A 24734-nucleotide genomic window follows, 5' to 3' on the forward strand; every position below is an offset into this window, starting at 1 on the left:
GGCGGGAGGGGCAGGGGCATGGGCGGGGGCAGGGGCTATTCGGTGGGCCAGGTGGCCGGGTTCGCCGGTGTCACGGTGCGCACCCTGCACCACTACGACGAGATCGGGCTGCTCGTGCCGGGCGAACGCAGCGCGGCGGGCCACCGCCGCTACGGCGAACGGGACCTGGACCGGCTCCAGCGGATCCTCTTCTACCGGGAACTCGGCTTCCCCCTCCACGAGGTCCACGCCCTGCTCGACGCCCCCGGGACCGACCCCCGCGAGCACCTGCGCCGCCGGCACGACCTGCTCGTCGCCCGCATCGAGAAGCTGCGGGGGATGGCCGACGCCGTCGCCCGCGCCATGGAGGCACGGACGATGGGCATCGAGCTCACACCCGAGGAGCGGTTCGAGGTCTTCGGGGACCAGGACCCCGAGCGGCACCGCGAGGAGACCGAACGGCGCTGGGGCGGCACCGGGCAGTACGCCGAGTCGCAGCGCCGCACCGGCGCGTACGGCAAGGAGGACTGGCGGCGGCTGCGCGCCGAGAGCGACGACTGGAACGCGCGCTACGCCGCCCTGGTCGCCGCCGGCGCGAGCCCCGGGGGCGAGCGCGCCATGGACCTGGCCGAGGAGCACCGGCGGCACATCTCCCGCTGGTTCTACGCCTGCCCGCACGCGACGCACGTGTGCCTGGGCGACATGTACGTGGCCGACGCGCGGTTCACGGCCTTCTACGACGCGCTGGGCGAGGGCGTCGCCGGGCACCTGCGCGCCGCGATCCACGCGAACGCCGCGCGCGCCGAGCCCCCGGCGTGAGCGGGGCGGCGCGAGCCCGGCGGAGCGCGGCGGTCCCGGGTCCCGTACCCGCAGATTTGCCGCAGTTGGGGCACCGTGCGCCCCCGGAGGGGCGGTGGAACCTGGCGGGCCCACCCGGCGTTGGTAACTTTGCCTAGCCGTTGCTGTTGTCTTTCTATCCCTCCAGGAGTCCGGCCCCGTGATGACACTCGCTCTCGGACCCAGCTGGCTGGACCCGGACCACCTGCTCAACACGTTCGGCATCTGGGGTCTGCTGCTGATCGTGTTCGCCGAGTCCGGGCTGCTGATCGGGTTCTTCCTGCCGGGCGACTCGCTGCTGTTCACCTGCGGTCTGCTGATCACGGCGGGCACCCTGGACTTCCCGCTCTGGGCCGCCATCGCGCTGATCTGCCTCGCCGCGATCCTCGGGGACCAGGCCGGCTACCTCTTCGGCAAGAAGGTCGGTCCGTCGCTGTTCAGGCGACCGGACTCCAAGATCTTCAAGCAGGAGAACGTGACGAAGGCGCACGAGTTCTTCGAGAAGTACGGCCCGAAGTCGCTGGTCCTGGCCCGCTTCGTGCCGATCGTGCGCACGTTCACGCCGATCATCGCGGGCGTCTCCGGGATGCGGTACCGCTCGTTCATCACGTTCAACGTGATCGGCGGCGTGCTCTGGGGCGCGGGCGTCACCCTGCTCGGCTCCTGGCTCGGCAACATCGAGTTCGTCCACCAGAACATCGAGCTGATCCTGATCCTGATCGTGCTCGTCTCGGTCGTCCCGATCGCCATCGAGTTCCTGCGGGCCCGCGGCAAGGCGAAGCGCGCCCCGTCCGCCCCGGGCGGCGACCCGACGGGCCCCGCCGCCCAGCGCGGCCGCCACGCCAAGCGCTAGCCGGGCCCCGCGCCCCGCCGTACGCGCGGGGCGGACCGGCCCTAGAAGCCGCGGGTGCGCTTGGCGGCCCGGCGGCCCTCGGCGCCGGGGGACCTGATGAACAGCCGGGAGATCTCCCCACCCAGGTTCACCCCGATCGCGATGGCCATGGCCAGCGCGGCGGCCTTCGACAGCGACACGAGCCCCTTGTCCACATCGCTCTGCGCGATGGCCAACAGCCCGAAATACGTCGCGGAACCGGGCAGCAGCGGCCCGATCGCCGCGGTCACGTACGGCAGCGCCGAAGCGAACTGGTACCGCGAGAAGAGCTGCCCGAACAGGCCGACGAGCCCCGCCGCGGCGGCCGTGGACGCCACCGGCGAGATCCCGCCCGCGTTGTGCATGGCGCCGTAGACCGCCCAGGCGACCCCGCCGTTGAGCGTCACGGCGACCACCGTCGACCGCTCCTGCTGCAACAGCACCGCGAAGGCCAGCGACAGCGCCATCGACGCGGCGATCTGCCAATACGGCCGCTCGGGCCCCTTCAGCGCGGCCTCCGGGTTCAGCTGCGCGTGCAGCTGCACACCGACGTACAGCATGACCAGCACGCCGATGACGATGCCGACGAAGAAGTACATGACCTCCAGCAGCCGGGCCGCGGCGGTGATGTAGAAGCCGGTCAGCCCGTCCTGGACGCCCGCCACCAGCGCCCGCCCGGGCAGCAGCGCGAACAGTCCACCGGTGATCACCGCGGACGCCCGCACATCCACGTAGTTGTGCGCCAGGGTCAGCAGGATGCCGATGGCCGCGGGCGGCATCGCGGCCACCGTGAACTGGTAGAACTCCGGGAACCCGCGCCCCGCGCACAGCCACGCCAGCCGGTCGCCCAGCATCGCGCCGATCGCCGCCGCGACGAACACCAGGAGGTCACCGCCGACGAGGATCGAGGCCGACCCGGCGAGCAGCCCGCTCGCCCCGGTGAGCGCCCAGCCGGGATAGGGGTGCCGGTTGCGCCGGATCTCGGCGAGCCGCCGGTAGGCGTCCTCCAGCGAGATGGCGGCGGCCTCGTCGTCCTCGTCGCTGATGTCGTCGACCAGCCGGAACACGGCCGCGAGCCGGTTGTAGTCGGTGCCGCGGCGGCGCACGGTCCGCGACGCCGTCACCGGATCGTCCACCAGCGACGGCTGGAACGTGATCGACAGCAGCGTGAACGTCACGGTCGGCTCGCACCGGTCGAGCCCGTAGGACCGGCACACGGCGAACATCGCCGCCTCCACGTCCTCCGCGCCCTCGCCCCCGGCGAGCAGCAGCTCCCCGATACGCAGCGTCAGGTCGAGCACGCGCGGCACCGCCGGCCCGGCGTCGTCCTCCTTCTGCGCCTTCTCCGGCGCGGGCCGCTCGGCGACCGGCATCCGCAGCATCGTGCGCATCCGGTCCTGCCAGGGCGCTTCCTTGGTCAGCCGGACCACCGGGATGCCGTGCGGCGGGGTGAAGGCGGGCGGCGACTCCTTCGCGCTGTACGTGCGCGGCGGCGTGAACGCGGAACCCTCGGGCTCCACGGGTTCCGCCGGCGGCGCGTTGAACCCGTCGGGGAGCGCGAACTCGGAGGTCGTCGAGGAGGACTCCTCCTCCACCACCGGCGCGGACGACACGACCCCGATGGGTTGTGTGAACGCGCTGCGCGCCTCGTCGGACTGCGGCTTGCGGTCCTCCGAGGCCTCGGTCTCCCGGTCCGTCACCTCGTGCCCTTCTCGCCCTTCTGATGATCACGCCTACCAGGCGTCTACCTCCCGCACGCCTCAGTATGCGCACAGAAACGCGGACGGGCCGCACGACAGATGTCGTACGGCCCGTCCGGCGGAAAGCTGAGGAAGGCTACGCCTCCCGGCTCAGTGACCGCCGTGGTCCTGAGCGCGCTTGTACGAGCGCTCGATCTCGGCCTCGGCCTCGGTGCGGCCCACCCAGTCGGCGCCCTCGACGGACTTGCCGGGCTCCAGGTCCTTGTAGACCTCGAAGAAGTGCTGGATCTCCAGGCGGTCGAACTCGGAGACGTGGTGGATGTCGCGCAGGTGCTCCATCCGCGGGTCCGTCGCCGGCACGCACAGCAGCTTGTCGTCGCCACCGGCCTCGTCCGTCATGCGGAACATGCCGATCGCACGGCACTTGATGAGGCAGCCGGGGAACGTCGGCTCGTCCAGGATGACCAGCGCGTCCAGCGGGTCGCCGTCCTCGCCGAGCGTGTTCTCGACGAAGCCGTAGTCCGTCGGGTAGGCGGTCGAGGTGAAGAGACGACGGTCGAGACGGATGCGACCGGTCTCGTGGTCGACCTCGTACTTGTTCCGCGATCCCTTCGGAATCTCGATCGTGACGTCGAACTCCACCGGTGGCTCCTCCATGATCAACACAAACTTCTGGTGGTTAAGTGTCCCCTACGCAGGTGTGTGATCGCGAAAGGGGCTGGTCCGCGGTGCCGGAGCTGAAGGCTTCGCAGCTCGTGACGGGCGTTGCGAAGACCAAGACCAGGCAGTTCACGGTGGGAGCGACGGCGGTGGGTGTGGCCTTCGCCGCCCTGGTGGCGGTCGCGACCGGCCCCTGGGACTCCTCCGGTCAGCGTACGGCCGAGGCCGACCGGGCGGTCTCCCGGGGCGGCGGGGGTGGCGCAGATCACGGCCGCACCTCCGGCGGCGCGGCGCCCGCCGCGCCCAGCGCCCCCGCCGTCCTCGCCGCGCCCGGGGCCTCGGTGCCCGGCCCGAGCGGCCCGGCCCTGGCCGCCGTACTGGACCCGCTGCTCAAGGACGCGTCCCTGGGCACGAAGCGCACGGCCGCGGTCGTCGACGCCGTCACCGGCGAGCGGCTCTACGGGAGATCCGCGGGCGACGCCCTCACCCCCGCCTCCACGACGAAGCTCGCCACCGCCGCGGCCGCGCTGACGGCCGCGGGCCCCGACCACCGCATCGCCACCCGGACGGCCCTGGAGCAGGACAGCAAGGAACTGCTGCTGATCGGCGGCGGCGATCCCACCCTGACGGCCCGCCAGAAGAATCCTTACGACGCCGCCGACCTGCGCACCCTCGCCGACCGCACGGCCGCATCCCTCAAGCGGCGCGGCGCCACCGAGGTCACCCTCTCCTACGACACCTCGCTCTACTCGGGGCCGTCCCTCCACCCCCTCGGCGTCAACGAGAACCTTGCCCAGGTCTCCGCGCTGATGGCCGACGAGGCCCGTACCGACGACTCCCGCAGCGGACCCGCCCCGCGCGCCGCCGACCCCGCGGACGCGGCGGCCCGCACCTTCGCCGGCCTGCTGCGCGAGCGCGGCATCACAACCAAGGGCGACCCCGGACCCGGCAAGGCGTCCGGGCAGGCCGAGGACGTCGCCGAGGTCCGGTCGCCGCCGCTGTCCGCCCTCGTCGAGCGGATGCTGACCAACAGCGACAACGACATCGCCGAGGCGCTGGCCCGGCAGACCGCGATCGCCGCCGACGAGAGCCACGACTTCGCCGGCGCGGGCCGGGCCATCGAGAAGCAGCTGAAGAAGCTCGGGCTGCCGCTGTCCGGCGCCCGCTTCGCCGACGGCAGCGGCCTCGACCGCACCGACAAGGCCTCCGCCGCCCTGCTCACCGGCCTGCTCGCCAAGGCCGCCGACCCCGCCCGCCCCGCCCTGCGCTCCCTGCTCACCGGCCTGCCCGTGGCCGGCTTCACCGGCACCCTCGCCCACCGCTACACGGACCGGGCCGACGCCTACGGCACCGGCCTGGTCCGTGCCAAGACCGGCACCCTCACCGGCGTGAACACCCTGGCCGGCACCGTCGTCGACGCCGACGGCCGGCTCCTGGTCTTCGCGTTCCTGACCGAGGGCGCCCCCGCGCCCGGGTCCGCGCAGGCCGTCCTGGACCGGCTCGCGTCCTCCGTCGCCCACTGCGGCTGCCGCTGAACCCCGGGGCCGGGAGTCGGGGTTCCGTCAGGGTCCAACCCCCTCCCAGTACCCGCAGGGTCACGTACCGTTGACGCATGACGAGCTTCGGCAGTGCGGCTTCGGCAGGAATGGTCGACTGGAACCTCGCGGTGGCGACGGCGACGCGACTCGCACGGCCCGGCCCGGAGGTGAGCCGCGACGAGGCACGCGCGGTCGTCTCGGAGCTGCGCCGGCACGCCAAGGCCTCGGAGGAGCACGTCCGCGCGTACACGCGCATGGCCTCCGACGCCGCGCGGGACACCCCCGTCCTGGTCGTCGACCGCCCGGGATGGGTGAAGGCGAACGTCGCGGGCTTCCGCGAACTCCTCAAACCCCTGCTCGACAAGATGCAGGAGCGCCGCGGGCCCGGCGCCGGCGGGGCCGTCCTCGGCGCGGTCGGCGGCAAGGTCACCGGCGTCGAGCTCGGCATGCTCCTGTCGTTCCTGTCCTCCCGCGTGCTCGGCCAGTACGAGACCTTCGCCCCCGCCACCGGCGACCTCCCGGCCGCGCCCGACGGCGGCGGCAGGCTGCTCCTCGTCGCGCCGAACATCGTGCAGGTGGAGCGCGAGCTCGACGTCGACCCGCACGACTTCCGGCTCTGGGTCTGCCTCCACGAGGAGACCCACCGCACCCAGTTCACGGCCGTGCCCTGGCTCCGCGACCACCTGGAGGGCGAGATCCAGTCGTTCCTCGAGGAGACCGACGTCGACCCCGGCACGTTCCTGGAGCGGATCCGGGAGGCCGCGCAGTCCCTCGCCGGCGGGCGCCCCGAGGGCGAGGACGACGACGGCGGCCGCTCCCTGGTCGAGCTGGTCCAGTCGCCCGCCCAGCGCGAGGTCCTCGCCCGCCTCACCGCCGTGATGTCCCTGCTGGAGGGCCACGCGGACTACGTGATGGACGGCGTCGGCCCCGACGTCGTGCCGAGCGTCGGCGAGATCCGCGAGAAGTTCCAGCAGCGCCGCCAGAAGGGCGCCTCCCGGCTCGACATGGCCCTGCGCAAGCTCCTCGGCCTCGACGCCAAGCTGCGCCAGTACCGCGACGGCGAGCGGTTCGTGCGGGCCGTCGTCGACCAGGTCGGCATGGACGGCTTCAACCGCGTCTGGACGTCGCCGAACACCCTCCCCACCAAGTCGGAGATCGCCAAACCGGCGGACTGGGTCGCGCGGGTGCACAACTGACCGGAGGGCGCCCACGGCGCGAGGCGGGGCACACCCGAAATTGCCCAGGATCACCCATCCGAGGGACCGTGGGCCGTGGGGAGGCGTGCAATGCTCGGGGAATGGCTCGGCTCTGTCACCATCGACACACTCTGCGTGACCGAAATCACCGAGTCACCGTTGAGCGACTGAGCCGTGGCGAACGGCTCACGAGTTGGCGCCCACCCCCCTAGACAACGGAATGAAGGGAACCGGACATGGGTCCCCATCCTGCGGTCGCGGCGATACGCCTGGCGGTCCGCCGCGTCCTCCACGACATCCTCAACGCATCTCCCGCATCCCCCGCATCTCCTCCAGCTTCCGCATCGGCCCCTTCCCCCGCATCCCCCGCACCCCCCGCATCCTCCGCGCCCCCCGCGGTGGCCGAGCGGCCCCTCGTCCTCGTCGCCTGCTCCGGCGGCGCCGACTCCATGGCGCTCGCCTCCGCCCTCGCCTTCGAGGCCCCCAAACTCGGCATCCGGGCCGGCGGCATCACCGTCGACCACGGCCTCCAGACCGGCTCCGACACCCGCGCCGAGGACGTCGTCCTGCGCCTGACCGCCCTCGGACTGGCCCCGGCCGAGTCCGTCGCCGTGCGGGTCGGCCGCGACGGAGGACCGGAAGCAGCGGCCCGCGACGCCCGCTACGCCGCCCTGGACGCCGCCGCCGAGCGCCTCGGCGCGGCCGCCGTCCTGCTCGGCCACACCCGCGACGACCAGGCCGAGACGGTCCTGCTCGGCCTCGCCCGCGGCTCCGGCATCCGCTCCCTGTCCGGCATGGCCGCGATCTCGGGGGCGGGCGGCCGGTACCGCCGCCCCTTCCTCCACCTCGACCGGCAGACCGCCCGCAAGGCCTGTCTCGTCCAGCACCTGCCGGTGTGGGACGACCCGCACAACACCGACCCCGCCTATACGAGGTCCCGGCTGCGGCACGAAGGGCTCCCCGCCCTGGAGAAGGCGCTCGGCAAGGGCGTCGTCGAGGCGCTCGCCCGTACGGCCCAGTTGTCCCGCGACGATGCAGACGCGCTGGACGCCTGGGCCGCGCAGGCCGCCGAATCCGTCTGCGACGCCGCGGGCCTCCTGGAGTGCGCCAAGCTCTACGCGCTGCCGCCCGCCGTGCGCCGCCGCATCCTGCGCCGGGCCGCCATCGAGGCCGGCGCCCCGGCCGGTGCCCTGTTCGCCCGGCACATCGAGGAGATCGACCGCCTGATCACCGGATGGCGGGGCCAGGGGGAGATCAATCTCCCGGGCAAAGTCGTCGCCCAGCGGCAGGGTGGCAGACTGGTCATCCGGCAAGGCTGACTCCGCGGCTCACGTCGCGGCGGCCGGTGTGACGACCGAAAGTGATGCGGGTGGACGCGAAAGACATGGGCACCGACCTCAAGTCGGTGCTCATCACCAAAGAAGAGATCGACGCGAAGCTGGCCGAACTGGCCGCCAAGGTCGATGCCGAATACGCGGGCAAGGACCTGCTCATCGTCGGAGTCCTCAAGGGCGCCGTGATGGTCATGGCGGACCTGGCTCGCGCCCTGTCCACCCCCGTCACCATGGACTGGATGGCGGTGTCCTCGTACGGCTCCGGCACCCAGTCCTCCGGTGTCGTGCGGATCCTCAAGGACCTCGACACCGACATCAAGGACAAGCACGTCCTGATCGTCGAGGACATCATCGACTCCGGCCTGACGCTGTCGTGGCTGCTGACCAACCTCGGCACCCGCGAGCCCGCCTCCCTGGAGGTGTGCACGCTGCTGCGCAAGCCGGAGGCGGCCAAGGTCGACATCGACGTGAAGTGGGTCGGCTTCGACATTCCGAACGAGTTCGTGGTCGGCTACGGCCTCGACTACGCGGAGAAGTACCGGAACCTGCCGTTCGTCGGCACGCTGGCCCCGCACGTCTACGGCGGCTGAGGTCACGTCAGACGGCGGGAACCCTCGGAGGCTTCCCGCCGTTGGAGCATGCGAAGGCCAGTTTGTCGGACGTCCCCTGCGACTTCGGGTGACAATGCTGGGGTACCGTCCGAAGAACAGTTCTTCAAACAGCTTCAAGCGGGTTCAAGAGCTCGACAGCTGCAAACAGCCTTATCAAACTCACTATGGCAGGAGGGACGGGGCGGCATCGCTCCGTATGGATGGACGTGAAGCGATACTTCCGTGGGCCGGTCATGTGGATCGTGCTGGCCGTCCTTGCCGTGGTCGTGTTGATGCAGGTCGTCGGCTCGTCCGGCGGCTACAAGACGGTGGACACCGGCCAGGTCATTCAGGCCATCGACAAGAACCAGGCCCAGCAGGCCAAGATCACCACCGGTGACGAGAACACCATCAAGGTCGAGCTGAAGAGCGGCGAGAAGGTCGACGGCTCCAGCAAGATCCAGGCGAGCTACATCGGCGACCAGGGCGTCGACGTGGCCAAGCTGCTGCAATCGAAGTTCGACGACAAGCAGATTCCCGACGGTTACACCGTCTCCCCGACGAAGCAGAACGCCTTCGTCGGCATCCTGCTGTCGCTGCTGCCCTTCGTCCTCATCGTCGTCGTCTTCCTGTTCCTGATGAATCAGATGCAGGGCGGCGGCTCCCGGGTCATGAACTTCGGGAAGTCCAAGGCGAAGCTCATCACCAAGGACACCCCGAAGACGACGTTCGCCGACGTGGCGGGCTCGGACGAGGCGGTCGAGGAACTCCACGAGATCAAGGAGTTCCTCCAGGAGCCGGCGAAGTTCCAGGCCGTGGGCGCCAAGATCCCGAAGGGCGTACTGCTGTACGGCCCGCCCGGCACCGGCAAGACGCTTCTCGCGCGCGCCGTCGCCGGCGAGGCCGGAGTGCCCTTCTACTCGATCTCCGGTTCCGACTTCGTCGAGATGTTCGTCGGTGTCGGTGCCTCCCGGGTCCGTGACCTCTTCGAGCAGGCCAAGGCGAACGCCCCGGCGATCGTCTTCGTCGACGAGATCGACGCGGTCGGCCGCCATCGCGGCGCCGGCCTCGGCGGCGGCCACGACGAGCGCGAGCAGACGCTCAACCAGCTCCTCGTCGAGATGGACGGCTTCGACGTGAAGGGCGGCGTCATCCTGATCGCCGCCACGAACCGGCCGGACATCCTCGACCCGGCGCTGCTGCGTCCCGGTCGTTTCGACCGCCAGATCGCGGTCGACCGCCCCGACATGCAGGGCCGTCTGGAGATCCTCAAGGTCCACCAGAAGGGCAAGCCGGTCGCCCCGGACGTCGACCTCTCGGCCGTCGCCCGCCGCACCCCCGGCTTCACCGGCGCGGACCTGTCGAACGTGCTGAACGAAGCGGCGCTCCTGACGGCGCGCAGCGACAAGAAGCTGATCGACAACCACATGCTGGACGAGGCGATCGACCGGGTGGTCGCGGGCCCGCAGAAGCGGACCCGGATCATGTCGGACAAGGAGAAGAAGATCACCGCCTACCACGAGGGCGGCCACGCCCTGGTCGCGGCGGCGTCTCCGAACTCCGACCCGGTGCACAAGATCACGATCCTGTCCCGCGGCCGCGCGCTCGGGTACACGATGGTGCTCCCGGACGAGGACAAGTACTCGACCACGCGCAACGAGATGCTCGACCAGCTCGCCTACATGCTGGGCGGCCGTGCGGCGGAGGAACTGGTCTTCCACGACCCGACCACCGGCGCGGCGAACGACATCGAGAAGGCCACCTCCACGGCCCGCGCGATGGTCACGCAGTACGGCATGACCGAGCGTCTCGGCGCGATCAAGTTCGGCGGCGACAACAGCGAGCCGTTCCTCGGCCGCGAGATGGCGCACCAGCGCGACTACTCGGAAGAGGTCGCCGCGCTCGTCGACGAAGAGGTCAAGAAGCTCATCGAGACGGCGCACAACGAGGCCTGGGAGATCCTCGTCGAGAACCGCGACGTTCTCGACAACCTGGTCCTCGCGCTGCTGGAGAAGGAGACGCTGAACAAGGAGCAGATCGCCGAGATCTTCACTCCGATCGTGAAGCGCCCGGCCCGCCCCGCGTGGACCGGCTCCTCCCGCCGCACCCCCTCGACCCGCCCGCCGGTGCTCTCCCCCAAGGAGCTCTCACTGACGAACGGTGCGAACGGATCGGCGACCGCCATCGAGTCCACCCCGGTGGACACGGTGAAGGACGACCGCCCCGAGAGCTGACCGCGGCCCTCACCGGGCCCGGAATGCAGGCCGCGTCCCCCACGCTTTACGGTGTGGGGGACGCGGCCTCTTGTCTGTCAGGGGGCCTGCCGGATGTCCGTAAGAGGAAGAGGCACCACATGACCGACCCGGTGACGCTCGACGGCGAGGGCCCGATCGGCGAGTTCGACGAGAAGCGGGCCGCGAACGCCGTGCGCGAACTGCTCATCGCGGTCGGCGAGGACCCGGACCGCGAGGGCCTGCGGGAGACTCCGGCGCGGGTCGCGCGCGCCTACCGGGAGATATTCGCCGGCCTGTGGCAGAAGCCCGAGGATGTGCTGACGACGACGTTCGACCTGGGGCACGACGAGATGGTCCTGGTGAAGGACATCGAGGTGCAGTCCAGCTGTGAGCACCACCTGGTCCCCTTCGTCGGCGTCGCCCACGTCGGGTACATCCCGTCCACCGACGGCAAGATCACCGGCCTGTCGAAGCTGGCCCGCCTCGTCGACGTCTTCGCGCGCCGCCCTCAGGTCCAGGAGCGTCTGACGACGCAGATCGCGGACTCGCTCATGGAGATCCTGGAGCCGCGGGGCGTCATCGTGGTCGTCGAGTGCGAGCACATGTGCATGACGATGCGGGGCGTGCGCAAGCCCGGCGCGAAGACCATCACGTCCGCGGTGCGCGGACAGCTCCGCGACCCGGCCACGCGCGCCGAGGCCATGAGCCTGATCATCGGGCGCTGACGCGTCACGCCGCCGGGGCGGTGCCCTCCGTGTCGTCGTCCTCGGGGAGCTTGCAGACGCGCTCCAGGAAGATGGCCGCCGCGATGACGGCCGCGCCGGCGACGACCGAGAACCCGGCGTAGATGGCCTGGTCGCGGCGGGCCGGGATGTCCAGCTGCTCCAGCAGGAACGCGCCGGTGCCGCCGTACATGCCGGCGACGAGCGCCGCGACCAGCGCGCTCGCCTGCCCGAAGACCAGCGCGCGGGCGGCCATCATCGGGTCGACGCCCTTGGCGCCGGGGCGGCGCTCGCGCTGGGCCCGCAGCCGGGCGCGCAGGGAGAGCGCCGTCGCCAGCAGGACGACGGCGATCACCGCGAGCACGATGGGCGCGGCCAGCGGAACACTGGGCAGGGTGCCCACCGAGTTCCACAGGCGGGCGCCCGCCCAGGACAGCACTCCGGCGACCAGGAACAGGCCGGCCAGAGTTCTGATGCGCAGTTGCTTCATCGCGGTTGCTTCATCCCCGTCGGTCGCCGGTCCTCCCGTGCGTGGCCGCACGGCTCTGCCCGTAGACCCTAACGATTACTCGGGCAGCCGGAGTTCCAGGTCGGCGCGGGCGGCCACGCCGGCGTGGGTGACCGCGGCCAGCAGGTCGCCGACCGGGCCGCGGCCGGGCAGCTGGGCCGCCGGGTCCACGTCGTGCCAGGGCGCGAGCACGAAGGCGCGCTCGTGGGCCCGGGGGTGGGGGAGGGTCAGCACCGGGTCGTCGGAGACCACGTCCGCGTAGGCGACGATGTCGACGTCGATGGTGCGCGGGCCCCAGCGTTCGTCCCGGACGCGGTGGAAGGCCTCCTCCACGGCGTGGGCGCGCTCCAGGAGCGAGGCGGGCGGCAGGGTCGTCTTGAGGACCACCACCGCGTTGAAGTACGAGGGCTGGCTGTCGGGGTCGACGCCCCAGGGCTCCGTCTCGTAGACGGGCGAGACGGCCTTGACGCGGACGCCGGGGGTGTCCTCCAGGGCGTCCACGGCGCCCTGGAGCGTCTCCAGGCGGTTGCCCAGGTTCGAGCCGAGGGAGAGCACGGCGTACTGGGGGTTGGACAGGGTGCTGTCAGCGGCGTCGACCTGCTCCATCACGGAGCTGGGCACCGGCTGGACGGTCGGGTCGAACGGAGTTTTGTTCATACTCGGCTCCGGGTGATGGTGACGGTCACGTCGTCGAAGGGCACGGTGATCGGCGCGTCCGGCTTGTGGACGCAGACCTCGACCTCCTGGACCCCCTCGTGCTCCAGACAGGCGTCGGCGATCCGCTGGGCCAGGGTCTCGATGAGGTCGACGGGCTCGCCCGCGACGACGGCCACGACCTCCTCGGCCACGACGCCGTAGTGCACGGTCTTCGTCAGGTCGTCACCGGCCGCGGCGGCCCGGGTGTCCAGTCCGAGCACCAGGTCCACGATGAAGGTCTGCCCCTCCTCGCGTTCCTTGGGGAAGACGCCATGGTGCCCGCGGGCCTTGAGGCCGCGCAGCGCGACACGATCCACGCGAATCACTCCTGCAATCGTCGGTAGGGGCCGGTGGCGTCGATGTGCGGTCGCCGCACCGGCCTCGATCGAATCTACCTGCGAGCGCCGACATCGTTTGCCCGTGGGGGCTATGGACAGACGGCTCTGCGGCTGGTAGCCGCCCATACCCAAGCGGGCGCGGGACCAACCATGAACGCGTGACCGCCGCCCTTTCGGGGGCGTCCGCCGCCTCAGGCGGGTGAGCCGTCGCCGCCCGGGCCGCCGCCGTCCCCGGGACCGTCGGCGTCGTCGAGCGTGTCCTCCAGGGCATCGCTCTCGTCGTCGGACTCGGCGAGCACGGGGGAGGCGTGGTGGGACCACAGCTTCCAGCCGTCGCGTGTGCGCCGGAACACATTCGTGGCGACGACGCGCTGGCCGACGAGCGGGCCCAGCTCGTCGCTGTCCTCGGGCGCGGGTCCGCCGCTGAGGATGTTCTCCGTGCAGGTCACCATCGCGGTGTCGGCGACCACGCTGATCCGCACGTCGGTCAGGAAGAACTGGATGTACTCGGTGTTCGCCATGATCAGCGCGTAGGAGCGCAGCACCTCGCCGCGGCCCGTGAGCACCGGCCAGCCCGGGTGCACGCAGGAGATCGAGGTGTCCTCGGCGTCGTCCGGGTCGGCGTCCTCGGCGTAGCTGACGTCCTCGGGCGCCAGCCACAGCGCGGTCAGCTCCTCGAAGTCGCCGCGCTCCTGGGCCTCGTAGAAGGAGCGGTTGGCCGTGTCGACGGCGTCGGTGTCGGTGGTGGTCACTGGGCTCCCTCGACCGCGCGGGCGACCCGGACGGCGTCGGCGGTGGCCCGTACCTCGTGGACGCGGACGGCCCAGGCGCCGGCCTGGGCGGCCAGCGCGGAGACGGCGGCGGTGGCGGCGTCGCGCTCGCGCGCGGGCGGCGGGGCGCCCTGCTCACCGGCGAGTACGTGGCCGAGGAACCGCTTGCGGGAGGCGGCGACCAGCACCGGGTGGCCCAGCGCGCGCAGCCGGTCGAGGTGGGCGAGCAGGGCCAGGTCGTGCACGGCCTCCTTGGAGAAGCCGAGTCCGGGGTCGACGACGAGGTGGTCGGGGGCGACGCCGCCCTCGATGATCGCCTCCACGCGCGCGTGCAGCTCGTCGACGACCTCGGCGACGACGTCGCGGTACGTGCCGCGGACGGTGGCGCCTTCGAGGAAGCCGCGCCAGTGCATGACGACGAAGGGGGCGCCCGATGCGGCGACGACCGGGATCATGTCGGGGTCGGCGAGGCCGCCGCTCACGTCGTTGACCAGCACGGCGCCCGCGGCCAGGGACCGCTCGGCGACGCTGGCGCGCATGGTGTCGACGGAGACCGTGACGCCCTCGGCGGCCAGGCCCCGCACGACGGGGATGACGCGCTTCAGCTCCTCGTCCTCGTCGACGCGGGCGGCGCCGGGGCGGGTGGACTCGCCGCCGACGTCGACCAGGTCGGCGCCCTCGGCGACCAGGTCCAGGCCGTGTTTGATCGCCGCGGTGGTGTCGAACCAGCGGCCGCCGTCCGAGAACGAGTCCGGGGTCACATTGACGACCCCCATGACCGCGCAGCGGTCCCATATGGGGAGATTGGCTACGTGGCCTCGGCGGACCTGCGACGTGCTCATGCGTCCAGCCTAGAGCCGCACGAGGGGTGCCCGGGTCTCCTCCCGGCGGTGGGGGTGGGCGCCCGGGTGCGGCTCCGGCGCCCGGCGCCGCACCACTCCCGGCAGGCGCAGCCGCACGAAGCCGTCCGCGCGCAGGGCGGCCCGGCCGGTGCGCGGGAGGTCCCCCGAGGAGGGGGAGACCATGGAGCGGGGCTCCCGGCGGAACATCGCGAAGCCGAGCGGGCTCCGGCCGATGCGGATGCCGATGCGGGTGCGGGTGCGGATGGGGGTGCCGAGCCGTGGGGCGGGCCGGAGGGTGGGCCCGATCAGCGGGTCGTTCCTCCCCGGGGCGGCGGCGCGCCGGATCCGATCCCGCTCGGCGGGGGCGGGGTCACGGACGCGCCGGACCCGGGTCGCCTGGCCGGCGCGCCCGGTCCGCCTGACCATCCGGCCCACGGCGCGCATCGCGCGCCCGCTCCGGCGGGTCCGGCCGGTCCGCCCGGCCCGCCCGGTCCGCCCGGTCAGGGAGAGATCCGCGACGTCCGCCACCGCCTCGTCCCCCGGTCCGAGCGCGGCCAGGCCGGTCTCGCGGGTCCAGACCCCGCCGCCCGTCGCGGAGCAGCCCGCGACGGCCGGGGTCCAGGAATGGGCGCGCGCCTCGTCCATGAACCGCTCGATGGCGCCCGGCCACGCCTCCACATCGCCGACGGGGTCGCCATGGGCGAGCATCACGCCGGAGGCCACGCGGTAGCGGACCGCCGCCTTGCCGCTGGGCGAGAACACCACCCCGGTGTCGCGGCGGAGCGCGGAGCGGCCGGGGGAGTCGCGGGCGCCGTGCCGGTCCAGCAGGGCGCGCAGCCTGCTCTCGTCGTCCTCGGTGCGGGGGACCGCCGGGTGCTCGGGCCGGAGCGCGAAGTAGGCCGTGGTCAGCGCGGTGATCAGGCCGAGGGTGCCGAGCAGGGCGTCGACCGTGCGGGAGGCGCCGCCCGCGTAGTGGAGCGGCCCGTCGAGGCCGAACAGGCCGTACAGGACGTGCCGCAGACGGTCCGCCAGGCTGGGGTCGCCGACCAGCCGGTGCGGGCGGGCGCTGACGATGAGCAGCCCGACGAGGATCGAACCGGCGCCGAGGACGACGAAGTGGGCCAGGGCCCGCCAGCGGCCGCGCGGGTCGGGCGGCGCGTCGAACCGCGCGCGGTGCCGGGCGAGGACCCCCAGCAGGACGAGCGGGACGACGACGCCCGCGAACGAGTGCCGGTAGGCGAACTGGGCGCAGGCGCCGAGCGGCAGCAGCACCACGGCCGCCCGCCACGCCCGCCGCTTGCGGCGCCGCAGGCCGTGCGCGAGCAGCAGCAACAGGACGCCGCTGCCGAGCGCGAGGGCGGCGGCGAACGGGCGGAGGGCGCCGGGCAGCACCGCCGCCGGGGCGTGCGTGGGCCAGAGCCGCGGGAAGGCGCCGGCCGCCGTGTCCAGGACCCCGACGAGGAGGCAGGCGCGGGCGATCAGCGCCGGCGTGGCCTCCGGGCGCGGACCGTGCGCCGCGCGCCTCGTCCGGCGCGCACCCCCTGGGGAGTTTTCCGCATCTATCCTGGCGAACATCGCATTTCCGTGGTTCTGCGAGAAACGTGAACGCGGTGCCATGTCCGGCATCCCGCGACTTGCGCCCTCTAGGACGGGGGGAGCGGGAGTCGGGTTCACTCCCGGCCGGAAAAGACCCGGTGTCGCGCGGCCGGTGGCCGTCGACTCGTCCAGGGGAAGGTCCGATGGGGCTCACGAGCCATGAAGTCCCCGCGCTGGCGGTGCTGTTCGCCGTGGCGCTGTTCGCGGGCACGGTGCTGCTGTGGCCGCGCCTGGCACACCGTTCGTGGCGGTCCGTCCTGGGCCGGGTGGGGCTGCTGTTCGCCACCCAGCTGGCGGTCTTCACCGCGGTCGGCCTGGCCCTGAACCAGGCCTACGGCTTCTACGCGACCTGGGCCGACCTCTTCGGCCGGGAGCAGGGGCAGGGCGTGGTGACCGACCACGACGTGGCGGCGCGCACCCCGCCGGTCCGGGTGGTCGCCACCCGGGACGGGGTGTCCGGCGGGGGCGGGGCCGCCGTCGGGGGGCAGGTGCAGAAGGTGGACGTCGTCGGGCGGACGACGCACATCGCGGCGCCCGCCTATGTCTACCTGCCGCCCGAGTACTTCCAGCCGCGCTACGCCCGTCGCAGGTTCCCCGCGTCCGTCGTGCTGACCGGCTATCCCGGTACGGCCCAGGCGCTGATCCGCGGGCTGCGCTATCCGCAGACGGCGCACGCGCTGGCGGCGGCCGGGCGGATGCGGCCGATGATCCTGGTCATGCTGCGGCCGACCGTGGCGCCCCCGCGCGACACCGAGTGCGTGGACGTCCCCGGGGGCCCGCGCACGGAGACCTTCTTCGCGGCGGACCTGCCCGCCGAGATCGCCGCGCGCTACCGGACGCAGCGGACGTGGGGCGTGGTCGGCGACTCCACCGGTGGTTACTGCGCGCTGAAACTGGCGCTGCACCACCCCGGCGTCTTCGGGGCGGGCGCCGGTCTGTCCGCCTACTACCGGGCGGCCGGCGACCCGACGACGGGCGACCTGTTCCACGGGGACGCGCGGGCGCGCGAGCGGGCCGACCTGGACCGGTACCTGGACCGGATGCCGCCGCCCGCGACCTCGCTCCTGGTGACCAGCAGCAGGCAGGGCGAGCACAACTACCGGGCCACGCTCGGCTTCATCGGCCGGGTGAAGGCGCCCACCCGCGTGTCGTCGATCATCCTCGACAGCGGTGGGCACAACTTCAACACCTGGCGGCGGGAGATCCCGGCCACCCTGGAGTGGCTGAGCCGCCGGCTGTCGGTCAGCTGATCAGCGGCGCGACCGTCTCCAGCTCCACCTGCGCGCGCGGGATGTCCCGCGCGTCCGCGGCCGTGGAGCGCCGCAGCGCCTCGTGCAGCCGGGCCGGGGTGAGCACGCCCAGGAAGCGGCCCTGGCTGTCCTCGTCGATGACGGCGATCCAGCCCGCGTCGTGCTGGAGCATCGTGGCGAACGCCTGCTTGAGCGAGGCGCCGACCGGCAGCCAGGCCTCCATGCGGCGGACCTGGTCGCGGACGGTGGTGCCGCTCGCGCGCGCGTGCTCGGCGGAGAGCCAGCCGTGCAGGTGGCCGTCCCCGTCGAGGACCACGGCCCAGCGGGCGTCCAGCTCCCGGGGCAGCGGGTCGTCGAGGCGGACCACGGGCGGCTGCTCCAGGTCGCCCTCCTCGATCGGGGTGACGGACAGCCGCTTCAGGCCCCGGTCCGCTCCGACGAAGTCGGCGACGTACGGCGTCGCGGGGGCGCCGAGGACGGCCGGCGGGGTGTCGTACTGCTCGATGCGGCCCTGCCCGTACACGGCGATGCGGTCGCCGAGCCGGACGGCCTCCTCGATGTCGTGCGTGACGAACAGGACGGTCTTGTTCAGCGTCTGCTGGAGCCGCAGGAACTCGGTCTGGAGGTGCTCGCGGACGACCGGGTCGACCGCGCCGAACGGCTCGTCCATCAGCAGCACCGGCGGGTCCGCCGCCAGCGCCCGCGCCACGCCCACCCGCTGGCGCTGGCCGCCGGACAGCTGCTCGGGGTAGCGGTCGCCGAAGACCTTCGGGTCGAGGCCGACCAGGTCCAGGAGTTCGGCGGCGCGCTCGCGGGCGCGGGCGCGCTTGACGCCGAGCAGGTGCGGCACGGTCGCCGTGTTGTCCAGGACGGTCTTGTGCGGGAAGAGGCCCACCTGCTGGATGACGTATCCGATGCGGCGGCGCAACTGCACCGGGTCGATACCGGATATGTCGTCCCCGTCGAGGAATATCCGGCCCCCGGTGGGTTCGATGAGCCGGTTCACCATCTTCATCGTCGTGGTCTTGCCGCAGCCCGACGGGCCGACGAGCGTGACCAGTTCGCCCTCGTTCACCTCGAAGGACAGGTCGTCGACGGCAGTGGTGCCGTCCGCGTACTGCTTGCTGACGTGCTCGAACCGGATCATGAGAACCCATTCTGCCGGGGCCTGGCCATGTCCGGGACGGTCCGTACACGGCAGTTGTGTGAAGGCAGTGTTGCGGCCGGGGGTCGGGTATCGGCCATTGTCGGTGTCGGCCGCTAGGGTCGTCGACAGTCGGAAAACATGTGTGCGCGGGTACGCATACCTGGCATACGTTCGGCGAAACGGGGGAGGTGGGGCGGGGTGAGCGAGCAGAACTGCCTGGTGGCCAATGACTGGGTGTGCGGGGAGTATCTGCGCACCCGCGGTCAGGAGTTGACGGACGCGACCGTGCAGCACCTGGGCATCACCGCCGCCGCGGTGGTCATCGGTGTCCTGATCTCCTTCCCGCTCGCGCTGCTCGCGCGGCACAGCAAGGCCTTCGCCGGACCGGTGCTCGGTCTGACCACGGTCTTCTACTCGATCCCCTCGCTGGCGATGTTCTCGCTGCTGCTGCCCCTGTTCGGACTCTCGTCCTCGCTGGTGATCACGGGTCTCGTCCTCTACTCGCTGACGATCCTCGTGCGCAATATCCTGGCGGGGCTCCAGGCCGTCCCCGAGGAGGCCCGGGAGGCCGCGCGCGGGATGGGGTACGGACCGCTGCGGCTGCTGTGGGAGGTCGAACTGCCGCTCGCGCTGCCCGCGATGCTGGCCGGAGTGCGCATCGCCACCGTCTCCACGGTGGCGCTCACCACGGTCGGCGCGATCGTCGACTACGGCGGTCTGGGCACCCTGATCCTGGACGGCCTGCGCAGCGACTTCAAGGCCCAGGTGCTCGCCGCCTCCGTGCTGTGCGTGCTGCTCGCCGTCGTCGCCGACCTGCTGCTGCTCGCCGTCCAGCGCCTGCTGACGCCGTGGACGCGGGCGACGGCCGTCCGGGGCGGTCGCGCCCATAGCCGGCGCGAGACCGTGACCGCGGTGGAGCCCAAGACACCGGAGAAGGTCGCATGAACGCGATATCGGGGGCCTGGGACTGGCTGAGCACGAGCGCCAACTGGCAGGGCGAGAAGGGGGTGTGGCACCGCCTCTCCGAGCATCTGTACTTCAGCGGCGTCGCGCTCGCCGTCGCCTGCCTGATCGCGCTGCCGCTGGCCCTGTGGCTGGGCCACGTGGGCCGGGGCGGCGCCCTCGCCGTCAATGTCTCGAACGTGGGGCGCGCGGTGCCCACCCTCGCCGTCCTGGTGCTGCTCACGCTCACCCCGCTCGGCCGGCACGGCGACCTGCCCACCCTGATCGCCCTGGTCCTGTTCGCGATCCCGCCCCTGCTGACGAACGCGTACGTGGGCATGCGCGAGGTCGACCGTGCGGTGGTCGAGGCCGCGCGCGGCATGGGGATGAGCGGCGGCCAGGTGTTCGCGCGGGTCGAGCTCCCGCTGGCGTACCCCCTGGTGATGACCGGCCTGCGGTCGGCCGGGGTGCAGGTGATCGCGACGGCGACGCTGGCCGCGATGGCGGGCGAGGGCGGGCTCGGGCGGATCATCACCGCCGGATTCAGCCTCCAGAACACGCCGCAGGTCGTCGCCGGCGCCGTCCTCGTGGCGGCGCTCGCGCTGGTCGTGGAAGGCGTGTTCGTGGTGGCGGGCCGGTTCCTGGACCCGTCACGAGGGCGGGCGTGACCACGGGCGCCACCCGGGTTCCCGGCGGCACAGCGCGGTGCCGCCCTCCCCGCAGCGATGCCACCCGGTCCTCGCAGTACCAGCAGTGCAAGCAGTGACACCAGTGCAATGAGGAGAGCGATGAACAGCAGGACGCACGGCAGAACCCGCCGGATGGCTCTGGCGGTCGTGGCGGCGGGAGCCCTCACCGCGAGCCTCACCGCGTGCGGCGGTGACAGCCTGGAGGGCGACAAGGGCGGCTCGTCGAGCGCGGGCGCCGACAAGAAGGGCAAGGTCGTCATCGGCGCCGCCAGTTTCACCGAGGCCAAGGTGATGGGCGAGCTGTACCGGCAGATATTGGACGACGCCGGGTACGACGCGTCGGTCAAGACGGTGGAGAACCGCGAGATCTACGAACCGCAGCTCGCGAAGGGCGCCATCGACGTGGTGCCCGAATACGCGGCGACGCTCGCCGAATTCCTCAACCTGAAGAAGAACGGATCGGACGCGAAGGCCGTCGCGTCCAGTGATGTCGACGCGACGATGACCGCGCTGCGCGGTCTCGCCGAGCCGGAAGGCCTGAAGGTTCTCGACGCCGGACAGGCCGTCGACCAGAACGCTTTCGCGGTGACCGAGTCGTTCGCCCGGAAGCACGGTCTGAAGACCCTTTCCGATCTCGGCAAGTCCGGCGAGAAGGTCAAGATCGCGGCCGGTGACGAATGCGAGACCCGGCCGTTCTGCGCCCCCGGCCTGAAGAAGAAGTACGGGATCGATGTCACCGGCATCGACCCCAAGGGCGTGGGCACCACCCAGTCCAAGCAGGCGGTGAAGAACGGTCAGGACCAGCTGGTCCTGACCACCACGACCGACGCGACGCTGAAGAACTACGGGCTCGTCCTGCTGGAGGACGACAAGAAGCTCCAGAATGCGGACAACATCGTTCCGGTCGTGAACGCCAAGGACGCGGGCGGCAAGGAGATCGCCGATGTCCTCGGCAAGCTGACCAAGGTCCTCACCACCGACGACCTCGTGGAGTTGAACCGCAAGGTCGACGCCGAGCGGCAGAAGGAAGCCGATGTCGCGAAGGACTATCTGGCGGCCAAGGACCTCATCAAGAAATGATCTTGATCGCCGCGTGGGGCGAAGTGAGCCGATTCTGACGCGAGTTTGGCGTGAGTCCGGTGGTTTCCGTGACGCCCGCGCCCGGATTTTGCCGGGCGGGGCTTCGCGATTCGCCTACGCGCGGTAAGTTTCTGGCCATGCCACGTGGACGCCACCGCCATTCCCCACCCCTGCACCGTCTGTTGCCCCCTTCGGTCATCGCCGGTGCGCCTCTCGTGTGCGCGGGCGGCGCCTGGCTGACGGACGATCCGCTCGTGCTGCGCGGCATCACCGCCGCGGCGGCCGCCGCGGCCGTCGTCGGCGCCTACGTGATGCGCCGCTGGGACCGGCTCGCGGGCAAGCAGGTCGCCGACCTGACCCGGGGCGCGGCGAGCGAGCGCTGGCGGCACGAGGAGGCCGTGGCGGAGCTGGAGGGCGATCTGGAGGAGTCGCGCGAGCTGCGCTCCCGCCTGGAGGCCAGGCTCCGCTCCAAGCGGTCCGAGCTGGCGGGCCTGCGCAACGAGCACGCGGCGCTGCTGCGCCGGTACGCCACCGCCGAGACCGAGCGGGCCAGCGCCCTGGAGGGCCGCCGCCGGCTCGCCATCGAGGCGTCCGCGCCCACGAAGGCACTGCCCCCGGCCCGGTCCGCCGAGCCGAAGGCGGCCCCGGCCGCGATCCGGGTCACCCCGTCGCTGTACCTGCGGGCGAACGCGGCGCTCGACCGGCTGGCCCGGCCCGCCGCTCCCACCACGCCCACCACCCCCACCACGCCCGTCGCGCCCGTCGCGAAGGAGACCGATTCCCGGGGGAAGCCCCGGGCGGCGTCCGGCCACTTCACCGTGCCGGCCGCCGCGGCCGTGGTGCCTCCGGCGGCACCGGCCCGCAGGGCCCTCGTGGGCGGCTTCGACTTCTTCGGCACCAGCGGCGCCGCCGTGGCCCCGGGCGAGGACCTCGCGGACGTCGTCGGCGAGGAGGCGCTCGCCGACCAGAAGCAGCGGCAGAAGCAGCAGGAGCAGGAGCAGGAGCAGGAGCAGGCGCAGGAGCGGCAGCAGGACCAGCGGGGCCGGTCGGACGAGCGGGACGCGCACGCCTCCCCGGAGGACGACGGCGCCGAGAAGGAAGTCATCGACCTGACGGAGCACGACGAGACCGAGCAGATCGACGTGGGCGAGCTGCGGTCGGCGCTGCGCGCCTGAGGTCCGCGCCACGCGTGGTGGGAAGGGGCGCTCCGCCGACGGCGGAGCGCCCCTTCTCCGGTCCTCCGTCCGGCTTCCGGCCGGTCCGTCAGGGCGCGGACGTCCCGCTCATCCACCGGTCGGGCCTGGCCCCCCTGCGTCCGGTCCTGGACCGGTCCGCCTGCGCCCGCAGCAGCTCCGCCGCCTCTTGCGCGTCCCGCAGCCGCGCCGTCACCGTCCTGTCGGCGCCGGTGTCCAGGTGCAGCCCCGCGACCCGCCAGTGCCGCTCCCAGGGCCCCTGGGTGAGGCGCACGCTCTGCACCTTGGCGTGCGGCACGAGCGAGATCTCGCGGCGCAGCAGCCCGGAGCGGGCCGCGAACACCGTCTCCGTGACCGACACCCCGTACGCCCGCCACCACACCGGCACGCACCAGTGCCCGCGCCGCGGCGCGGGCGCGAAGTCGCCCGGCTTCGGCACGGCGACCCCCGGCAGGATGCGGGCGACGACGTCCTCGGCCTGCTCGCGCGGGGCGACGGGCACCAGGACCGAGTTGGCCGACCCCGCGACGTGCAGCTCGACGCGGACCCAGCCGGGCCGCCGCCACAGCAGCGGCTGCACGATCCGCACGATCTGCACCCGGCCCGGCGGCACCGTCTCGTGCACCCGGTCGAGCAGCCCGTGGTCGATGCGCAGCCCGTCGGGGGACTCGCCGACCGTCCAGTCGTACTCCTTGATGAACCGGCCCGCGCTGTTGGTGAACGCCCCGCCGGCCAGCGGCACGGCGACCGCGATCACCGTCCACAGGTTGTGGGTGGCGAACCACAGGAACCCCGGAACGGCCACCGCCGACAGGAGCATCGCCCACGGGGCGCCCGTCAGCAGCAGTGCCGCGGCGAGCGTGCGCGGCGGTGTGCGCAGGATCTGGCGCGCCGGGGCCTCACCCACCTCGCCCGCCGACTCCGGGGCGAAACCCGCCGCACGCGCGAGCAGTTCGGCCCGCAGGTCGCGGGCCTCCTTCTCGCCCAGGAAGGCGAGTTCGTCCTTCTTGTCGGTGCCGACGACGTCGAGCTTCAGTTTGGCGACGCCCAGGAAGCGGGCCAGGAGCGGCTGCGTGACGTCGACGGCCTGGAGGCGGTCGAGCCGGATGTGGGCGGTGCGGCGGAACAGCAGGCCCGTCCGGATGCGCAGTTCGGTGTCGGTCACCCCGAAGTGGGTGAACCACCAGGTGAGGAAGCCGTACAGGGCGGCCGCCGGCACCAGGACGCCCAGGCCGATCGCCAGGGTCGCGGCAGTGAGGTGGGAGAGCTGGCGCTGCGCCTGATCCATGTCGTGCACGGCCCAGCCGAGCAGCACCGCTATCGGCGCCCAGGCGCGGCGCAGCGGCGTGACGGGGTGCAGCCGCCGCTCCCGCAGGGGCTCGGGACCGTCGTGGCGGGTGACGTCCTGCGGGGCGGGGGCGGCCGTCACAGGCCGGCCGATCGGGCTTCGCCGAGCTCGGTCAGGCGGTCGCGCAGCCGCTCGGCCTCGGCCGGGACGAGTCCCGGGATCGTCGCGTCGGTGGCCGCGGCCGCGGTGTGCAGCTGGAGGCTGGCCAGGCCGAACCTGCGCTCCAGGGGGCCCGAGGTCACCTCGACCAGCTGCATGCGCCCGTAGGGCACGATCGTTTCCTCGCGCCAGAGCACCCCGCGGCTGATCAGCAGGTCGTCGGCGCGCTCGGCGTACCGCCACGAGCGCCAGTTCCGGCCGAGCATCGGCCAGCCCCACACCAGTACCGCCAGCGGCAGCAGCGCGAACGCCGCCCAGGGCGCCCCCGCGAAGAGGGCCGGCAGCACCGCGACCGCGACGGTGAGGGGCGCCAGCCAGAGCACCAGCAGCAGCCGGCGCAGCTTCAGCAGCCCGGACGGCAGACCGGTCCAGCCGCTACCGGGCCCGACCCCACCGTCCCCGTCCTTGACCCCTGTCGATCCCCCCGATCCCCCCGAGCCCCCCGATCCCTCTGATCCCCCCGAGCCCCCTGATCCCTCTGATCCCACCGGTCCCGTCGGCCCCATAGGTCCCAC

23 protein-coding genes and 1 pseudogene are annotated in these 24734 nt (G+C 72.4%); 13 read left to right on the plus strand and 11 right to left on the minus strand.

From position 1 onward, the window contains the following. The first annotated feature begins 18 nt into the window (after positions 1-18). Both ACIP5K_RS13700 and ACIP5K_RS13705 read left to right on the plus strand, forming a co-directional pair. Positions 19-798: a MerR family transcriptional regulator gene (locus tag ACIP5K_RS13700; protein ID WP_401408810.1), complete on the plus strand. Its 780-nt coding sequence runs from the start codon at positions 19-21 to the stop codon at positions 796-798. 178 nt (positions 799-976) lie between these two features. Beyond that, a pseudogene (locus ACIP5K_RS13705) lies at positions 977-1642 on the plus strand (DedA family protein); the annotation flags it as partial. A gap of 68 nt (positions 1643-1710) precedes the next feature. Here the strand turns inward: ACIP5K_RS13705 and ACIP5K_RS13710 are convergent. Then, complete coding sequence (locus tag ACIP5K_RS13710) at positions 1711-3387, minus strand: threonine/serine exporter ThrE family protein (RefSeq protein ID WP_401408813.1); 1677 nt, start codon at positions 3385-3387, stop codon at positions 1711-1713. Positions 3388-3537: 150 nt separating this feature from the next. Then, complete coding sequence (locus ACIP5K_RS13715; RefSeq protein ID WP_361553343.1) at positions 3538-4029, minus strand: inorganic diphosphatase; 492 nt, start codon at positions 4027-4029, stop codon at positions 3538-3540. An 86-nt stretch (positions 4030-4115) separates the two neighbouring features. Here ACIP5K_RS13715 and dacB point away from each other — a divergent pair, with 86 nt between their 5' ends. From dacB to folE, 6 genes are all read left to right on the plus strand, one after another. Next, entirely contained in the window at positions 4116-5582 is a 1467-nt protein-coding gene (dacB, locus tag ACIP5K_RS13720; protein ID WP_401408815.1) for a D-alanyl-D-alanine carboxypeptidase/D-alanyl-D-alanine-endopeptidase, read from the plus strand. A 110-nt stretch (positions 5583-5692) separates the two neighbouring features. Beyond that, entirely contained in the window at positions 5693-6781 is a 1089-nt protein-coding gene (locus ACIP5K_RS13725) for a zinc-dependent metalloprotease (protein WP_401409012.1), read from the plus strand. Positions 6782-7017: 236 nt separating this feature from the next. Next, positions 7018-8100 (plus strand): tRNA lysidine(34) synthetase TilS, encoded by a 1083-nt coding sequence (gene tilS / locus ACIP5K_RS13730; protein ID WP_401408818.1) that lies wholly within the window; start codon positions 7018-7020, stop codon positions 8098-8100. A 44-nt stretch (positions 8101-8144) separates the two neighbouring features. Continuing rightward, a complete protein-coding gene (gene hpt, locus ACIP5K_RS13735; protein ID WP_111662750.1) occupies positions 8145-8705 on the plus strand; it encodes a hypoxanthine phosphoribosyltransferase in 561 nt (186 codons plus the stop codon). Positions 8706-8926: 221 nt separating this feature from the next. Then, a complete protein-coding gene (gene ftsH, locus ACIP5K_RS13740; protein ID WP_401408822.1) occupies positions 8927-10939 on the plus strand; it encodes an ATP-dependent zinc metalloprotease FtsH in 2013 nt (670 codons plus the stop codon). Between the two features lie 119 nt (positions 10940-11058). Then, entirely contained in the window at positions 11059-11664 is a 606-nt protein-coding gene (gene folE, locus ACIP5K_RS13745) for a GTP cyclohydrolase I FolE (RefSeq protein ID WP_401408825.1), read from the plus strand. A 4-nt stretch (positions 11665-11668) separates the two neighbouring features. Here folE and ACIP5K_RS13750 read toward each other — a convergent pair whose 3' ends face one another. From ACIP5K_RS13750 to ACIP5K_RS13775, 6 genes are all read right to left on the minus strand, one after another. After that, positions 11669-12151, minus strand: a complete 483-nt coding sequence (locus ACIP5K_RS13750) for a DUF3180 domain-containing protein (RefSeq protein WP_401408828.1) — start codon at positions 12149-12151, stop codon at positions 11669-11671. A 75-nt stretch (positions 12152-12226) separates the two neighbouring features. Continuing rightward, positions 12227-12826: a 2-amino-4-hydroxy-6-hydroxymethyldihydropteridine diphosphokinase gene (gene folK, locus ACIP5K_RS13755; RefSeq protein WP_401408831.1), complete on the minus strand. Its 600-nt coding sequence runs from the start codon at positions 12824-12826 to the stop codon at positions 12227-12229. Continuing rightward, on the minus strand, positions 12823-13182 hold the full coding sequence (folB, locus tag ACIP5K_RS13760; RefSeq protein ID WP_401408834.1) for a dihydroneopterin aldolase: 360 nt from the start codon (positions 13180-13182) through the stop codon (positions 12823-12825). Before folB ends, folK begins: the two co-directional genes overlap by 4 nt. Before the next feature lie 212 nt (positions 13183-13394). Then, positions 13395-13955, minus strand: coding sequence for a nuclear transport factor 2 family protein (locus ACIP5K_RS13765; protein ID WP_401408837.1), 561 nt, complete (start codon positions 13953-13955; stop codon positions 13395-13397). Further along, positions 13952-14815 carry a dihydropteroate synthase gene (gene folP / locus ACIP5K_RS13770; RefSeq protein ID WP_401408839.1) on the minus strand — a complete coding sequence of 288 codons (864 nt, stop codon included), beginning with the start codon at positions 14813-14815 and terminating at the stop codon, positions 13952-13954. The genes ACIP5K_RS13765 and folP overlap by 4 nt, the downstream gene beginning before the upstream one ends. A 9-nt stretch (positions 14816-14824) precedes the next feature. Then, positions 14825-16390 (minus strand): phosphatidylglycerol lysyltransferase domain-containing protein, encoded by a 1566-nt coding sequence (locus ACIP5K_RS13775; RefSeq protein ID WP_401408841.1) that lies wholly within the window; start codon positions 16388-16390, stop codon positions 14825-14827. Positions 16391-16554: 164 nt separating this feature from the next. Here ACIP5K_RS13775 and ACIP5K_RS13780 point away from each other — a divergent pair, with 164 nt between their 5' ends. Beyond that, complete coding sequence (locus ACIP5K_RS13780) at positions 16555-17661, plus strand: alpha/beta hydrolase (protein WP_401408844.1); 1107 nt, start codon at positions 16555-16557, stop codon at positions 17659-17661. On the opposite strand, the gene ACIP5K_RS13785 is transcribed toward ACIP5K_RS13780, so the two are convergent. Then, a complete protein-coding gene (locus tag ACIP5K_RS13785; RefSeq protein WP_401408847.1) occupies positions 17654-18808 on the minus strand; it encodes an ABC transporter ATP-binding protein in 1155 nt (384 codons plus the stop codon). The two genes, ACIP5K_RS13780 and ACIP5K_RS13785, sit on opposite strands and share 8 nt — an antisense overlap. 198 nt (positions 18809-19006) lie before the next feature. On the opposite strand from ACIP5K_RS13785, the gene ACIP5K_RS13790 reads away from it, so the two are divergent. The 4 genes from ACIP5K_RS13790 (at position 19007) to ACIP5K_RS13805 (ending at position 22694) form a co-directional block, all read left to right on the plus strand. Further along, entirely contained in the window at positions 19007-19753 is a 747-nt protein-coding gene (locus tag ACIP5K_RS13790; protein WP_401408850.1) for an ABC transporter permease, read from the plus strand. Next, on the plus strand, positions 19750-20418 hold the full coding sequence (locus ACIP5K_RS13795) for an ABC transporter permease (protein ID WP_401408852.1): 669 nt from the start codon (positions 19750-19752) through the stop codon (positions 20416-20418). The genes ACIP5K_RS13790 and ACIP5K_RS13795 overlap by 4 nt, the downstream gene beginning before the upstream one ends. Positions 20419-20538: 120 nt before the next feature. After that, entirely contained in the window at positions 20539-21519 is a 981-nt protein-coding gene (locus ACIP5K_RS13800) for an ABC transporter substrate-binding protein (RefSeq protein ID WP_401408855.1), read from the plus strand. 137 nt (positions 21520-21656) lie between these two features. After that, entirely contained in the window at positions 21657-22694 is a 1038-nt protein-coding gene (locus ACIP5K_RS13805; protein WP_401408858.1) for a hypothetical protein, read from the plus strand. Positions 22695-22782: 88 nt separating this feature from the next. Here ACIP5K_RS13805 and ACIP5K_RS13810 read toward each other — a convergent pair whose 3' ends face one another. After that, on the minus strand, positions 22783-24141 hold the full coding sequence (locus tag ACIP5K_RS13810; protein ID WP_401408861.1) for a PH domain-containing protein: 1359 nt from the start codon (positions 24139-24141) through the stop codon (positions 22783-22785). Next, complete coding sequence (locus ACIP5K_RS13815; RefSeq protein ID WP_401408864.1) at positions 24138-24725, minus strand: PH domain-containing protein; 588 nt, start codon at positions 24723-24725, stop codon at positions 24138-24140. The genes ACIP5K_RS13810 and ACIP5K_RS13815 overlap by 4 nt, the downstream gene beginning before the upstream one ends. Between the last annotated feature and the right edge of the window lie 9 nt (positions 24726-24734).

The organism is Streptomyces sp. NPDC088785 (genome assembly GCF_044750685.1).
Taxonomy (GTDB): domain Bacteria; phylum Actinomycetota; class Actinomycetes; order Streptomycetales; family Streptomycetaceae; genus Streptomyces.

Bases quoted from the DNA above. Each gene is read 5' to 3' on its own strand.
- ACIP5K_RS13700 (WP_401408810.1), top strand. From the start codon at position 19: ATGGGCGGGGGCAGGGGCTATTCGGTGGGCCAGGTGGCCGGGTTCGCC.
- ACIP5K_RS13725 (WP_401409012.1), top strand. From the start codon at position 5,693: ATGGTCGACTGGAACCTCGCGGTGGCGACGGCGACGCGACTCGCACGG.
- tilS (WP_401408818.1), top strand. From the start codon at position 7,018: ATGGGTCCCCATCCTGCGGTCGCGGCGATACGCCTGGCGGTCCGCCGC.
- hpt (WP_111662750.1), top strand. From the start codon at position 8,145: ATGCGGGTGGACGCGAAAGACATGGGCACCGACCTCAAGTCGGTGCTC.
- ftsH (WP_401408822.1), top strand. From the start codon at position 8,927: ATGGACGTGAAGCGATACTTCCGTGGGCCGGTCATGTGGATCGTGCTG.
- folE (WP_401408825.1), top strand. From the start codon at position 11,059: ATGACCGACCCGGTGACGCTCGACGGCGAGGGCCCGATCGGCGAGTTC.
- ACIP5K_RS13750 (WP_401408828.1), bottom strand. From the start codon at position 12,151: ATGAAGCAACTGCGCATCAGAACTCTGGCCGGCCTGTTCCTGGTCGCC.
- folK (WP_401408831.1), bottom strand. From the start codon at position 12,826: ATGAACAAAACTCCGTTCGACCCGACCGTCCAGCCGGTGCCCAGCTCC.
- folP (WP_401408839.1), bottom strand. From the start codon at position 14,815: ATGAGCACGTCGCAGGTCCGCCGAGGCCACGTAGCCAATCTCCCCATA.
- ACIP5K_RS13775 (WP_401408841.1), bottom strand. From the start codon at position 16,390: ATGTTCGCCAGGATAGATGCGGAAAACTCCCCAGGGGGTGCGCGCCGG.
- ACIP5K_RS13780 (WP_401408844.1), top strand. From the start codon at position 16,555: ATGGGGCTCACGAGCCATGAAGTCCCCGCGCTGGCGGTGCTGTTCGCC.
- ACIP5K_RS13785 (WP_401408847.1), bottom strand. From the start codon at position 18,808: ATGATCCGGTTCGAGCACGTCAGCAAGCAGTACGCGGACGGCACCACT.
- ACIP5K_RS13795 (WP_401408852.1), top strand. From the start codon at position 19,750: ATGAACGCGATATCGGGGGCCTGGGACTGGCTGAGCACGAGCGCCAAC.
- ACIP5K_RS13800 (WP_401408855.1), top strand. From the start codon at position 20,539: ATGAACAGCAGGACGCACGGCAGAACCCGCCGGATGGCTCTGGCGGTC.
- ACIP5K_RS13805 (WP_401408858.1), top strand. From the start codon at position 21,657: ATGCCACGTGGACGCCACCGCCATTCCCCACCCCTGCACCGTCTGTTG.
- ACIP5K_RS13815 (WP_401408864.1), bottom strand. From the start codon at position 24,725: ATGGGGCCGACGGGACCGGTGGGATCAGAGGGATCAGGGGGCTCGGGG.